The organism is Chryseobacterium cucumeris (assembly GCF_001593385.1).
GTDB lineage: Bacteria > Bacteroidota > Bacteroidia > Flavobacteriales > Weeksellaceae > Chryseobacterium > Chryseobacterium cucumeris.
In genome coordinates this window covers 148,639-162,440 of sequence record NZ_LUVZ01000047.1, presented here as the reverse complement: position 1 = coordinate 162,440, position 13,802 = coordinate 148,639, and the positions used below count along the sequence as shown (strand labels likewise).

Genomic DNA, 13,802 nt, shown 5'->3' with positions numbered 1-13,802 from the left:
AGATGATTAGAAGATTATCTTTAATTTTTTATAATGATAATGCTTAATAAGTATGATGGCTTCATTGAAATTTGAGAATAAGTCTAATATTTTGAATCAACTTAAAGGTTTGAACAATATTAGCGTTATATTTGCCCTTCGTCAAGGAATACGCTTGCATAATTCGTTGAATTTACAAGAATTTGAAAAATAAAATACTGTAAATCAGTAATTTGTATTTGAGTGTTTTAAAAGGAGTAATGATAGAAATATCAGATAAAAACAGTGGGGAAATGATCCTTATGTTCAAAAAAATACTGAAAAGTAATATAGCAATATTGTTTTTCATTCTGTGGTGCCCGGTTTTTATAAAGGGGCAGGCGATTCCGGATTTCAGTATTTTAACCGACAAAGCTTTTCAGAAATTATATCAGAATCCCGAAGAGTGTATCAGCTACTCACAGAGCCTTCTGATCAGTGATAAAAATGTGGAGCATAAAGTCATTCTGCGGAACATTATTTCCCAGGCTTATGCCCTTCAGGGAAACTATGTGCAGTCTGTGAGTATTTCCAATCAGAAAGAGGATGATGATAAAAAAGGAAGTCTTTCCCATTTTATTCAGTTGTTTGATGATTATAATCTGGCTGATCAGTATCAGAATTTAGGGTTGTACGGACAGTCGAAGAAAATCATTGCAGATATTTTAAAGGATTCAGAATTGTTAAAAACCAATAATCCCAAAGAACGGATGGTGCTTGCAAAACTATTCCAGCTTCAGGCTATAAATGCAGGGATTGTGAGGAACTATAATTCTGCTTTACAGAATATAGATAAAAGTAACTCCTACCTGAACAGTCATAACGCAGAAAACATGATTATCAAATGGGAAAATATCATTTTCCGGTCTACATTTCTGATGCGGCAGAACAGGCTGGGAGAATCAAAGAAATTACTTGATGATGTTATTCAGGACGTTGAAAAATATGAAAATAATGCCTTTATCTCTGCATTTGCCTATGAAAGTATGTCACGATATTACTTTTTAAAAGGAGATTACAACGAAGCTGTAAAACAATTGGAAAAAGGATTTGCTCAAATTGAAAATCTTCCTTATAATGATCTGAAAATCATATTTTATGAATTGTTTGCACGGAGCTATCTGGCCCTTAATAATGATGAGAAATACTATTATTACAATAATTTATACACCGGTTTAAAAGCAAAACTGGATTCCAATAAAAAGGAAGGAATACAATATGTTGTGAAATTGCTTGAAACCTACCATCACAAAAACCTTGAATTCCAGGAACAGAAGAAAGAAAAGCAGCTTAAAACTGCCGGTATTGCTATCTTGATTCTTATTGCGGGAATGGTTGCTTATCTCCTGAGCGAATCATCAAGAAGTAGACACCTCAAAAAACAGCTTGATTTCTTTGAAAAACTGAAAATAAAAGAAGAGCCTTCAGCTGTAGAGGTTGGCGGGCCGAGAGAAGATCCTGTAAAAGAAAATAAAAATCAGGAAAAGGATCCTTCTAAAATCTCAAAAGAAAAAGAAGATGAAATTTTACAGAAGCTTAAAGACTGGGAAAAATCTGACGGCTATCTGAATAAAAACATGTCACTGGCTATTCTTTCCGCACAGACGGGGATAAATACTAAATATCTATCTGAAGTCATCAATAACAATAAAGGAAAGAACTTTAACGGCTACATTAATGAGCTGAGAATTGATCATATTGCGCGTCTTTTGAAAACAGATCCTGCTTATCTTAATTATAAAGTAAGCTATCTGGCAGAATATGCAGGATTTTCATCTCATGGTGCATTTACGAACGTATTCAAATCTATTACAGGAATGTCTCCCAATACCTACATCCAGGAAATTATAAAAAATAAAAACTGATGAAATTCTTGATCCATATTGTTTTGATGAGTCTTCTGCTTTTTCAGACAACTCTTGCCGGACAGAAAATTTCTGATGATTCTCTGATGAAGATTGCCAATCTGGAAATTTATAATAATCCGGACAATGCTATAAACATTGGAAAGAAACTGCTCCGAAAAGAAAGAGACCTCAATAAATCCATTAAAATATATCTGATTCTATCTACTGCAGGAATTGCCAAGAGAAACTTTGACGAATCTCTGCAATATATTCTGAAAGCAAGAGAAATGGTTCAGAAAACCAATGATCCCAAGATCCAAACCAGTTTTTTAATTGCAGCAGCTGTGCAGTACCAACAGATGGAACTTTTCAGCAAAAGCCTTGAAACATTGGACGAAGCTGACGAATATTTGGTAAAACTGCCTGAAGATTCCTATCTGAAAAATTTTGAAACAGCCAGAAGCTTTGCCCTGCGCGGAATGATCTATAAAAGTCAGTCGAATCCGGAAATCGCTCTTCAGGAGTTTTTAATCGCGATCAGAAACTTTGAAAGAATAAAAGAGAAAAAAGAGAAAACCTATTTCAACCAGAGTATCATTTATTACAATATTGGTCATTGTTATCTCAATCTTAACCAGCCGGACAATGCCGGAACGGCTTTTATGAAATCTATGAATCTTGCAGGTATGATCAAGGCAAAAAGTCTTGAAGCGTTTGCTTTAAAAGGCCTTGCAGAGATGAACAAGCAAAAACATCAGAATCAGGAAGCTCTGAAACTGTTAATAAAAGCTGAAAACTTAGGTAAGGAAGCAGGTGATCTGTCCCTCGATGAAGGGATTTATAAAGAAATGGCGGAAAATTATCTGGCGATGGGAAATCCTAATCTTTATCAGGTCTACAGCAGAAAATACTTTGAAACAAAATTTAAGAGAGAGCAGAGCGAACTAAGCTCCATCAATCACGCTATTGATGTCCACAATATGGAAACTCAAAAGAAAAGTAAAAAGCTAGCCACCCGATATAATTATTTTATGGCTGGCATGATAATTCTTGGACTTTTTGTACTGAGTATCTTTTTCTATTTTGTTATGAAAATCAGAAAGCAGAATAAGAAATATCATGACGAAATTAAACAGCTTATCAGGGATTAAATAGAAGTTTTTCAGTTTTAAATTAAGAGTACGATTTCTCTGTGATATTGTTTGATTATAAAATAAGATCTGTAGCCTTCTAAAAACAAAAGACCTCACAATAAAAATTGTGAGGTCTTTGTGAGCGCGAAAGGATTCGAACCTTTGACCGTCTGCTTAGAAGGCAGATGCTCTATCCAGCTGAGCTACGCACCCTTAGAAGTTGATTCTCGCTTAGTAAATAAGCACATTAAAAAGTCGGGGCGGCAGGATTCGAACCTGCGACCTCCTGGTCCCAAACCAGGCGCGATGACCGGACTACGCTACGCCCCGAATATATAAGAAGAGCGGAGGGTAAGGGATTCGAACCCTTGCGACACTTTCGCGTCGACAGTTTAGCAAACTGCTCCGTTAACCACTCCGGCAACCCTCCTTTTTGTTTATTTTTTAATGATCGTTGTTCCGTTATTGCGAGTGCAAATATAGAACAGATTTCTTTATTTACCAAATAAAATTCAAGAAATTTTTGTGTATTTTTGAGGTAATAAATCATTCAAAAACCAAACTGATGCGTAAAACATTATATATCATCGGATTAAGCACTTTTGTTTTTTCATGTACTTCCCAACAAAATGTGAAAAAAAATACTTACAAACCGAAAACCCCAATAACACAGGCGAAACCGACGGTTCAAACAACTCCTCCGGTGGCTTCAAAACCAAAAGTTGTATCTGATCATGGAGTAGACTTTTTTACTACTAATATAGCAGACCCAACAAAAAATGATAATACGGCAAGTTATGGTTCTATTGTATCTGCGAAACCAGCCGGATATAAAGTGGTGAAAACTTATTTCCCTGCGGTAGCCCAGAATTTCAGACAACGTTATCTTATATTACATTATACAGCCCTTCCAGACGATAAATCTCTTACCGTCCTTACCCAACAGGCGGTGAGTGCCCATTATCTGGTAAATAATACAGGAGATAACGAGATCTATCAATTGGTGGATGAAAATAAGCGAGCCTATCATGCAGGAGTAAGCGCGTGGAGAAATGACAAAAATCTCAACGATAATTCTATCGGTATTGAAATTGTAAATACAGGGTATACCACGGATGCTACCGGGAAAAGAACCTTTGCTCCTTTTAGCGATGACCAGGTGAAAAAAGTAGCGGCTTTGGTTAAAGATATTGTGACGAGATATCAGATCCAGCCTACGAATGTATTGGCACATGCCGATATTGCACCTACAAGAAAACAGGATCCCGGGCCAATGTTTCCATGGAAAAAGCTTTATGATGAGTACCAGATTGGAATGTGGTATGATGAAGCGGCTAAACAGACTTATCTTGAGGCAGCACAGGCTGATATTACAGCAAGATATAATGATTCCAGCTTTATTTTCCTTATTCAGACGTCATTGCAGAAATTCGGATATGCACTTGATCTTAGCGGAAAATGGGATGATGCTACGAAGAAAACAATTGAAGCATTCCAATATCATTTCCGTCCACAGAATTATGACGGAATTATGGATGGAGAAACATGGGCAATACTCCAGGCTTTAAATCAAAAATATCCAGTAAAATAATTCAAATTAAAACGCATCGGTTAGATGCGTTTTTGCTATCTTTAAACGATCAAAAACAGTAAAATATCTGTAATGGAAAATTTCAGAAAAGAAAGTGATTTATTAGGCGAACTGAATGTGCCTTTAGATGCTTATTATGGGGTTCAGACACAAAGAGCTATTAACAATTTCAAAATTTCAGGGCAGCTTTTGTCTTCATATCCGGACTTCATAAAAGGATTGGCTTTTGTAAAAAAAGCAGCAGCTAAAACCAATTATGAACTTGGACTTCTAGACGAAAACCTGTATTTTAAAATAGCAGAAGCATGTGATGAAATTGTAGAAGGGAAATATCATGAGCAGTTTCCGGTAGATATGATTCAGGGAGGTGCAGGAACTTCCATCAACATGAATGCGAATGAGGTGATCGCCAATATCGTGTTGGAAAAATTAGGAAAAAATAAAGGAGAATACGAATTCTGTTCACCCAATGACCATATCAACCTTTCTCAGTCTACTAACGATGCTTATCCTACAGCAATCAAAATGGGATTGCTTCAGATGAACATTGGGCTGGTAGAAAAACTGGAAAGAATTATCACGGCTTTCCGTGCAAAAGGACAGGAGTTCCATGATGTTATTAAAATGGGACGTACACAACTTCAGGATGCTGTTCCAATGACTTTGGGACAGGAATTTGAAGCATATGCTGCCACTTTAGAAGAGGATATTTCCAAACTGAATAACAACGCCAACCTATTTGTAGAAGTAAATATGGGAGCTACAGCTATCGGAACAGGCTTGAATGCTCCGGTAGGATATGCCACGCTTTGTGCTAAAAACTTAGCTCAGATTACAGGATTCCCTATTGTTTCAGCACCGGATTTAGTAGAAGCTACTCCTGACACGGGATCGTATGTAATTTATTCTTCAGCTACAAAGCGTCTTGCGGTGAAGTTATCCAAAATCTGTAACGACTTAAGATTACTTTCATCAGGTCCAAGAGCTGGTCTTTTTGAAATCAATCTTCCGCCAATGCAGCCAGGATCTTCTATAATGCCAGGGAAAGTAAATCCTGTAATTCCGGAAGTAGTCAACCAGGTTTGTTTCAAAGTATTTGGAAATGATCTTACCGTAACTTTTGCCGCAGAAGCAGGACAATTACAGCTGAATGTAATGGAACCGGTACTTTCACATGCCATCATGGAAAACATCAACTTCCTTTGCAATGCTTTGGATACGCTTCGTGACAAATGTGTGGTTGGAATTACTGCCAATAAAGAAGTTTGTCTGAATATGGTGAAACACAGCATCGGTATTGTTACAGCATTGAACCCTTACATCGGATACAAACAATCAACACAGATTGCAAAAGAAGCATTGGAAACAGGAAAGAGCGTATACAACCTTGTTTTGGAGAAGGGAATTCTTTCTCAGGAAAAACTGGATGAAATTCTTGATCCGAAAAACATGCTGAAACCGCATAACAAATAAAATTATCAACGATAAATGATCAATGATAATTGATGCCCTCAAAAGCTTCTCATCATTGATCATTTATTCATCATCATTTATACTATAATTTGTGAGGTTTTTAATCATAATTCCTGCCCATAACGAAGAAGACAACCTCCCATTTACTCTTAACTCTCTGCAACAGCAAAGCAGCAAAGATTTTAAAGTAGTGGTAGTGAATGACGGTTCTACAGACAGCACAGCTGAGGTCATCAGAAACTATACAGAAACTGATTTCCGTTTTGAAACAACCAACCTACAGAAATCTGAACATCAGCCAGGATCTAAAGTCGTTCACGCTTTTAAAAACGGACTTCAGACTCAAGCTATGGATGAATTTGATATCATCTGTAAATTTGATGCCGATATTATTCTTCCGGAAAATTATCTGGCGGAAGTAGCAACAGCTTTTATCAATCATCCTGAATATGGGCTTGTGGGAGGACTTTTGTATATCGAAAAGGATGGGAACTGGGTGTATGAAGGAAATTCCAATAAACATCACGTGAGGGGGCCTATGAAGGCTTATCGTAAAGAATGCTTTGTAGAGATTGGTGGTTTAAGGGAAACATTGGGCTGGGATAATATTGATTCCATACTGTTGGAAAATCATGGATGGAAAGAAGTTGTACTTCCGGAGCTCCATGTAAAGCTGATTAAAGTAAAAGGAGCCGATTACACGATACGCCCTGCTGATTATTACGGAAGATATTTTTATTTCTTGGGACTGAACAGGTTTCTGGCTTATATTGCCTCTTCAAAAGAAGCTATGAAAAGTAAATCTGTTTCATTTTTCTTTGATATTATTACATCTTATGAAAACTGCAGATCAAATAAATTAGAACTGAAAATTACCAAAGAAGAACAGAAGGCCGTTAATGATCAACGTTGGAGAATGTTGAAAAAGAAATGGCTGAAAATGTAGAAGGTGATTTTTATACGTTGTAAATGTCCATCAATAGAAATGGGTTTTAACCGTTTAATCAAAAAAGTAAAGATTCCATTGGCTTTAGCCAAAATTTAAGATATAACTCCCGTTAACCTGTGAAAAAAATAGCTTACATAGAAATAGATACCCACGCAGAAATCGCCCAGGCTTTCATGGATATTATGGAAGGTTCTCAGGATTTTACGGTAGACTATTATTTTTCAAAAAGAATCAAAGATCAGGTAAGCCACCGCCATGAAGCTGTGTTTTTATCAGATAGTTCTATGATTCTGGATCAGTTAAAGGGAAAAGGATATGATCTTGTGATCATAGGTACTGTACACCGTTATTTTAATACATTTTTAGCAGTCACAAAAAGGTACAATACGGCAGTTATTTCCCATAATCTTAATTTCATAAAAGCATCCAAGTTGGATCTGATGAAAAGTGTTTTCAAGGGAGACGTTATCTTCAGACTAAAATTGTGGTTGAAAGAAGGTTTGTTCTACAAAACCAAAGTGTATAATACTTCAAGAACTCTTTTCGTGCTGGATGAAGCTCTGATATCAGGGAGATATCATTATTTGCCACTATTTTACACAAGAGATTTTGATAAAGTAAAAAATGAAGAGCTTATGGTGGTGATTCCCGGTGGTGTTTCACAGAAAAGAAGAGATTATCATTCTATTTTCGAAACCATTCGGAAACTTAATCCGGATAAATCTTGCCAATTTGTTTTCCTTGGAAAAGCAACCGGACACGAGTTAAAACAACTTGAAAATCTGTCTGGAAAATTACCTGAAAATATTAAAATCACCTATTTTTCTGAAAGAGTTTCTTCAGAAGAATTTGAACAATGGATGCAAAAAGCAGATGTTCTATGGTGTCCGATTCAACAGGATACAGAATTTTTTGGTATGAAAGAAACGTATGGACTTACTAAAATGACAGGAAACATTGGCGATGCCATAGCTTATGGAAAACTGGCTGTTTTTCCGGGAAAGTATCCTTCAAAACTGAATTTTATTATTCCTGAAAAAGAAAATATTCTCGAACAGTTAAAAACCGTTTCTGAAAATCCATTTGATTTTTATACAACATACAGCAGGAAAAAAGTTCAGAAAAAACTGGAGCAATTTCTCAAAGGCTTGCTATAAAAAGCTTTAGATTATTCTATTTTCTGTCTTAAAAGCAATTATTTTATCTTAAATACACTCTTAATAAATCTCATATTCAGGTAATCCTCAACAGGGAAAATCCTGGTGAAGTAATTTCCGACATAGATCAGTATTAAGACCACTGCAGGTTTGTATATCAGATTGAGCAGATTGCTGTTGAAGTTGGGAAGAACAATGGCTACTGTAATGGCTAAAGTACAGATAATAGAGACGAAAATCATTTCAATACTCAACGGCGAAACCTTAAATACAATATAATTGAAAACAATTTTCACAACATTGTAAATAGTAAGTGAAATAGCCGTAGATAAAGCAATTCCGATCAGCTTCAGATCCGTGTTTTTAATGAAATAATAATTCAGTCCGATAGTCAGTCCGGCCAGCAAAAGCATCACCAGAATATTGAATCTGTAATATTTTGAGAGTGAAATAATATTCCCGTTGAATCCGGTAGCAAGATCTATTAATACTGCAGAACCCCAGATCCAGACTACGGGTTCATATTCTCTGAGCATGGTTCCGTTTTTTGGCATAAATTGCGTCAGATAAGGAAATCCTACCATAATACAGGAGAATAAAACGGCTCCAAGGAAATATAAGGTTAAGGATGTCTTCTTATGGAACCTGTCCAGTTCCACCATATCTCCGTCTGCCAGAGTTTTGTTGATGATAGGTGCTGAAATATTAAATAATCCAAGCTGGGGAATAGAAATTAACGAGATCAGAGCATACAGAACAGAATAAATTCCAACCTCTTCCATTCCCATAAATTCTCCGATCATAAAGCTGTTGATCGCCAGATAATTTCCAAAAGTTCCCAGGAATCCAAAGAAACTGTAATTGAAAAACTCTTTCCAGAAATTATTCTTTTTGAAATAATCGGTATTAAAATCCAGCTGAATTTTTTCCAGTTTGTTGGTGTAATAAATATATCCCAAAAGCATTAAAAAGAAAATTCCAAAAAAGAAAGCATATGCAATGATCTGTGACGTAGAAGCTGTAACATTCTGTGATAAAGCAAAGAAAAAAAGACAGAATGCTCCCAGGTTCGCTATTTTCGGAAACAGATTGTCGAAGATATTGGAAACTACAATTCTTTTGTAATTGGATGTGTATTTATTGAAAATAGCACAGAATGAAAGGATTAAAATCAATGGCAGAATCATTTCCTTGATCTTCCATGCTTCTGAATGTCTGAATTTCGGATAAAAATAGGGAAGTATAAAAAATACAGCCGTGAAAATAATAAAGTTGATAAAAACCGTCAGTAGTGACAGTGACAGCATATTCTGTTTTTTACCATCTTTTTCTACTTTGTGAAAAAATTTCACATTCGAATAAGAAATACCCAAAACAACAAAAGGAACCAGCATTTCAGCTGTGGGAAGAATGTAGCGTAGCTTTCCGTAAAATTCAAAATCATTCGGAAATATAAATATTGCGGAAACGGTGCCCAGCAAAAAACCAATATAACCGATAATGGAATATTTGAAGCCTTGTCTCGCTACTACACTCATAAGTTGTTTTAAATGTTTTTAGGTATAAAAATAATATTGTTGATGTACTGAGTTTTATTTTTTTCGTCGTTTGTATTTTGTGTTATAATATCTTCTGTAAGATTTTCCAGCGTAAAGCTGTTTCTGTTTAGATATCTGGCATCATATCCCCAGCTCATCACTTCGGATATTTCATTCCATATAGGAGTTTCATGGTGTCTTTGCTCCATTTCAACCATTAAGGTCGGCTTAAATTGTCTAATGGTTTCTCTCGCTCCGGAAAGAGTTTTTATTTCGTTTCCTTCAACATCTATTTTGATAAAATCAAGTCTGTTGAAATGTTCCAGTGCTGCCCATTCGTCAAGTTTAATAACTTTTACTTGTTCCGTATAGCTTTTCTCTTCTCCTTTTTCTTTGTAAGAAGTGTTTAAAGTACCACGGGAAGCAATAGTTTTACCATTAATGATGGGTACTTTGAATTCTGCAATCCTGTTTTCATCCGAAAGAGCAAGAGGGAGAATATGCATGTCAGAAAACAGTCTTTTCAGTCTTCTGTAAAGCTTTTTATTAGGTTCAAAACCATAAATATGCTCATGCTTCAATGTATTTTCCAGCTGATAAAGGAAAGTTCCCACATTGGCACCAATATCCAGTATCACAGCATTTTTAGGAAGGTATTCTTTGATCCATACCAATTCCGGTTCTACATTACGTTCCGAAAAGTTATTTTTATTAAGATTATTTAGAGCTTTAAAATATCTTTTTTTGTAGAAATTCGGGCTTATGTATTGTAGTTTCTCTGCAATTTTTTGGTATAAAGACATCTTTGGCTTTTTGGCGAACAGCAAAGATACGTAAAAATGTAAAACTTTTCTTAAAAAATGTTAATTATAATGGCTTGATTTTCAGGATGGATTTCTGAAATTTGTTTTTGTAACCTGGGGAGTTTTACTATAATTTTGATTTGTCACAGAGACACCTGTATCCCCCTGAACATCTGATTATGACATTCTGTAGAAATAGAACTTCAACCAGAATGCACCCAATGATCTGTGAAAAACGAGTGATCGGTAGTTGAAAAAGTAAAACTATCTAGAGAAAAGGTGTATTTAGAAAATCATTGAAAGGTTTCATCAGTTTGAAAACTTTGGTCATGTTTTTTACAGCATTTTTGTCCAGCACTTCCTCATCTTTCAGAGAATATACTACAATAAAATTTTTAAGTTTGAGATATTCTCCCATAGGATCTTCTTTTTCAAAACCCTGAGGTATTTTCTTTAGTTTATCGTCCTGGTCAAGCTCCGGAAAATGTTTTTTGAAATCTTTATTATTGAGAATTTTTAGAAAATCGTCTCCATACAAAGAAATCTCTTTGCGGACTTCTTTCAGGACAGAAGATTCCGGCATGTAGATTCCTCCTGCTAAAAAGGACTTTCCAGGTTCCATGTGAAGATAATAACCTCCTTTCTGATTTCCTTTTCCCATCCCCAGAGAAGCTCCGAAATTGGTTTTATAAGGCGATTTGTCCTTTGAAAAGCGGGTATCTCTGTAAATTCTGAATAAGGCCTTTTTACTGTCTATTTTAGCAAGTTCTTCATCAAAACCAGACATCTCCTTAATCAGTTCATCAAGAAATGACACAACATTTTGCTGAGATTCTGTGTACAGGTTTTTATTTTCAGTAAACCATTCGCGGTTATTGTTTTTATTTAATTTGTTTAAAAAATCAAATGTTTTAGAAGAAATGCTTGCAGACATATTATGTGAGGTATTTTTAGTGTTGTTGCTAAGTCAGATTTGGGTAGGCTATTCAATCCCGAAATTTAGAATTGGAAATTCATACCACAATTCAAATGTACAAAATCTATTTAGGTTTTAAACTTTCAGTAGGGATAATAGACGGATATTAGATGATAAAGGAATTTGCAGTGGCAGATTGGGAATCAAAACAGGTTGATAAGTAAGGTGCTGCCAGGTACCGGATGCCTGAAGCTCTCATTATTCTTTTGAAGAAATTTTTATGTTATTTTAAGTGGTCTTTTGTGATAGATTTAATGTTTTGCATAATAATATAAAAAGAGAAAAATATATGTTCTATGGTTTTATTTTTGAAAATTCATTAATATCACAGAAAAAATCAATCCAATTTAATAAAAAAAAATAATGTTTAACAAGTCCTTAGTTTAAGGCTGTTTTTTTTACATTTAATTTTCAAAAAATCAAAGAAATATTAAAAGATTCTGAATTTAAGATTGTATATTTAAAACTTTATTCAAAAACAAATCAAATATTTATTGTATCTTTGCAAAAATTTTAAAATAGTTAATGAATTTATTTACGGAAACCAATTTAAGTCCTGATATCCTTAAGGCAATTGGCGAACTGGGTTACGAAAGCCCAACAGAAATCCAAAAACAGACTATCCCTTTTATTCTTTCAGATATTCGCGACTTGATCGCACTTGCGCAGACAGGGACAGGCAAAACAGCAGCGTTTTCGCTTCCGATTTTGGATATGATTGACGATACGAGTCGCAAAATCCAATTATTGGTGCTTTGTCCGACACGGGAATTATGTCTTCAGATTTCGAAGGACATAAAGAATTACTCTAAGTATATGAAAGACATCAAGACAACTGCGGTTTATGGTGGAAGTAGTATTGTAGAGCAGATGAGATCTTTGAAGGACAAACCACAGATTATTGTGGGAACTCCGGGAAGAGTAATTGATCTTATCAACAGAAAAGCATTAGACTTTTCTGCGATTCATTGGTTAGTATTAGACGAAGCTGATGAAATGCTTTCTATGGGCTTCAAAGACGAATTGGAAACCATTCTAAGCGAAACTCCGGAAACTAAACAAACTTTCTTATTCTCTGCAACGATGAATAAAGAGGTGGAAAGAATTTCCAAAAATTATCTTACAAAGCCGCATCGTATTTCAGTAGGTTCTATCAACGAAGTGAAGAAGAACATTACTCACGAATACTATGTTGTAGGATACCGTCAGAAAAAAGAAGCATTAAAAAGATTAATTGATGCTAACCCTAACCAGTACTCCATTATCTTCTGTAGAACGAGAATGGAAACTCAGGAGGTTGCTGATTTCTTAATGCAGAACGGATATGCAGCTGATGCTCTTCATGGTGATCTTTCTCAGGCACAGAGAGATACGGTAATGAAGAAATTCAGATTGAAAAATATTGATATTCTTGTAGCGACAGACGTTGCAGCAAGAGGATTGGATGTAAACTCTTTAACTCACGTTATTCACTTCTCTTTACCAGATGATCCTGAAGTATTCGTTCACAGAAGCGGTAGAACAGGTAGAGCTGGAAAAGATGGTATTTCTATGGCTTTAATAAAGCCTGAAGAAAGCAGAAAACTGAAACAGATCAAATCTGCAACGAAAATTGAAATTAACGAAAAATTCATTCCTACAGGTGAAGATATTATCAAAGCTCAGGTAGGTGGTGTATTCGAGAAATTATTAACGGAACACGAAGATCTTTTTGAATTTGATGATAGCTTAATCCCGGATCTGAGCAACTTTACAAAAGAAGAACTGGTACACCAGCTTCTACAGTTTCAGTTGAAAGATCTTGCTTTATACTACAAAGACAAGCATGACCTTGTTGAGCAGAAATTAAGCAGCAGAGACGATGACTATTCTAGAAGAGATCGCGGACGTGACAGAGACAGAGATAGAGGTCGCGACAGAGATCGTGGAGACCGTGGAAGAGACAGAGATCGTGGTGGAAAGCCAAGAAGAAGAGATGAAAACATGGTAAGATTTTTCTTCAACCTTGGTAAAAAAGACCATTTGAAGAAACTTGATGTTTTAGATATTATCAACAAAGCTACTGCTGGCGGAAAAACCAAAAAAAGAGCTGAAATCGGTGATATTGAAATCTTAGAGAAATTCTCTTTCTTCGAAGTTGAAAAATCGTTCAAAGACAATGTATTGAGCAATATTCAATCGATGAAGTTCAAAGGAAAAGATATGAGAGCTGAAGTAGCAAACTAATCTCTTCTTATACCATACAAAACCGGCATTGATGCCGGTTTTTTTGTTTGATAATCAGTAGTTAAGCGAATGTTAACAAAACTTAATGTTA

10 protein-coding genes and 3 tRNA genes are annotated in these 13,802 nt (G+C 35.5%); 7 read left to right on the top strand and 6 right to left on the bottom strand.

All coding sequences use genetic code 11. From position 1 onward, the window contains the following. The first annotated feature begins 239 nt into the window (after window positions 1-239). Together A1704_RS23675 and A1704_RS23670 are read left to right on the top strand one after the other, a co-directional pair. Window positions 240-1,883: a helix-turn-helix domain-containing protein gene (locus tag A1704_RS23675; RefSeq protein WP_062676440.1), complete on the top strand. Its 1,644-nt coding sequence runs from the start codon at window positions 240-242 to the stop codon at window positions 1,881-1,883. After that, entirely contained in the window at window positions 1,883-3,016 is a 1,134-nt protein-coding gene (locus A1704_RS23670; protein ID WP_062676439.1) for a tetratricopeptide repeat protein, read from the top strand. The genes A1704_RS23675 and A1704_RS23670 overlap by 1 nt, the downstream gene beginning before the upstream one ends. A 121-nt stretch (window positions 3,017-3,137) precedes the next feature. Here A1704_RS23670 and A1704_RS23665 read toward each other — a convergent pair. The 3 genes from A1704_RS23665 to A1704_RS23655 form a co-directional block, all read right to left on the bottom strand. After that, a tRNA-Arg gene (locus tag A1704_RS23665) sits at window positions 3,138-3,211 on the bottom strand. Window positions 3,212-3,253: 42 nt separating this feature from the next. Further along, a tRNA-Pro gene (locus tag A1704_RS23660) sits at window positions 3,254-3,328 on the bottom strand. A gap of 15 nt (window positions 3,329-3,343) precedes the next feature. Then, window positions 3,344-3,428 (bottom strand) — tRNA-Ser (locus tag A1704_RS23655). A gap of 135 nt (window positions 3,429-3,563) precedes the next feature. Between A1704_RS23655 and A1704_RS23650 the strand changes: the two genes are divergently transcribed. The 4 genes from A1704_RS23650 (at window position 3,564) to A1704_RS23635 (ending at window position 8,168) form a co-directional block, all read left to right on the top strand. Further along, window positions 3,564-4,589 (top strand): N-acetylmuramoyl-L-alanine amidase, encoded by a 1,026-nt coding sequence (locus A1704_RS23650; protein WP_062676438.1) that lies wholly within the window; start codon window positions 3,564-3,566, stop codon window positions 4,587-4,589. Between the two features lie 72 nt (window positions 4,590-4,661). After that, window positions 4,662-6,062 (top strand): aspartate ammonia-lyase, encoded by a 1,401-nt coding sequence (aspA, locus tag A1704_RS23645; protein ID WP_062676437.1) that lies wholly within the window; start codon window positions 4,662-4,664, stop codon window positions 6,060-6,062. 91 nt (window positions 6,063-6,153) lie between these two features. Continuing rightward, on the top strand, window positions 6,154-7,008 hold the full coding sequence (locus A1704_RS23640) for a glycosyltransferase family 2 protein (RefSeq protein ID WP_062676436.1): 855 nt from the start codon (window positions 6,154-6,156) through the stop codon (window positions 7,006-7,008). A 119-nt stretch (window positions 7,009-7,127) separates the two neighbouring features. After that, window positions 7,128-8,168 carry a hypothetical protein gene (locus tag A1704_RS23635; RefSeq protein ID WP_062676435.1) on the top strand — a complete coding sequence of 347 codons (1,041 nt, stop codon included), beginning with the start codon at window positions 7,128-7,130 and terminating at the stop codon, window positions 8,166-8,168. 38 nt (window positions 8,169-8,206) lie between these two features. On the opposite strand, the gene A1704_RS23630 is transcribed toward A1704_RS23635, so the two are convergent. From A1704_RS23630 to A1704_RS23620, 3 genes are all read right to left on the bottom strand, one after another. Further along, window positions 8,207-9,706, bottom strand: coding sequence for a lipopolysaccharide biosynthesis protein (locus A1704_RS23630; protein WP_062676434.1), 1,500 nt, complete (start codon window positions 9,704-9,706; stop codon window positions 8,207-8,209). An 8-nt stretch (window positions 9,707-9,714) separates the two neighbouring features. Next, window positions 9,715-10,509, bottom strand: coding sequence for an FkbM family methyltransferase (locus tag A1704_RS23625; protein ID WP_062676433.1), 795 nt, complete (start codon window positions 10,507-10,509; stop codon window positions 9,715-9,717). 268 nt (window positions 10,510-10,777) lie between these two features. Then, window positions 10,778-11,443 carry a DUF2461 domain-containing protein gene (locus A1704_RS23620; protein WP_062676432.1) on the bottom strand — a complete coding sequence of 222 codons (666 nt, stop codon included), beginning with the start codon at window positions 11,441-11,443 and terminating at the stop codon, window positions 10,778-10,780. A 567-nt stretch (window positions 11,444-12,010) separates the two neighbouring features. Between A1704_RS23620 and A1704_RS23615 the strand changes: the two genes are divergently transcribed. After that, window positions 12,011-13,711, top strand: a complete 1,701-nt coding sequence (locus A1704_RS23615; protein ID WP_062676431.1) for a DEAD/DEAH box helicase — start codon at window positions 12,011-12,013, stop codon at window positions 13,709-13,711. Window positions 13,712-13,802: the final 91 nt, after the last annotated feature.

What these genes read in the sequence shown, in the direction of transcription:
- A1704_RS23670 (WP_062676439.1), top strand. Translation starts at nt 1,883, where the DNA reads ATGAAATTCTTGATCCATATTGTTTTGATGAGTCTTCTGCTTTTTCAG.
- A1704_RS23675 (WP_062676440.1), top strand. Translation starts at nt 240, where the DNA reads ATGATAGAAATATCAGATAAAAACAGTGGGGAAATGATCCTTATGTTC.
- A1704_RS23630 (WP_062676434.1), bottom strand. Translation starts at nt 9,706, where the DNA reads ATGAGTGTAGTAGCGAGACAAGGCTTCAAATATTCCATTATCGGTTAT.
- A1704_RS23620 (WP_062676432.1), bottom strand. Translation starts at nt 11,443, where the DNA reads ATGTCTGCAAGCATTTCTTCTAAAACATTTGATTTTTTAAACAAATTA.
- A1704_RS23650 (WP_062676438.1), top strand. Translation starts at nt 3,564, where the DNA reads ATGCGTAAAACATTATATATCATCGGATTAAGCACTTTTGTTTTTTCA.
- A1704_RS23625 (WP_062676433.1), bottom strand. Translation starts at nt 10,509, where the DNA reads ATGTCTTTATACCAAAAAATTGCAGAGAAACTACAATACATAAGCCCG.
- aspA (WP_062676437.1), top strand. Translation starts at nt 4,662, where the DNA reads ATGGAAAATTTCAGAAAAGAAAGTGATTTATTAGGCGAACTGAATGTG.
- A1704_RS23615 (WP_062676431.1), top strand. Translation starts at nt 12,011, where the DNA reads ATGAATTTATTTACGGAAACCAATTTAAGTCCTGATATCCTTAAGGCA.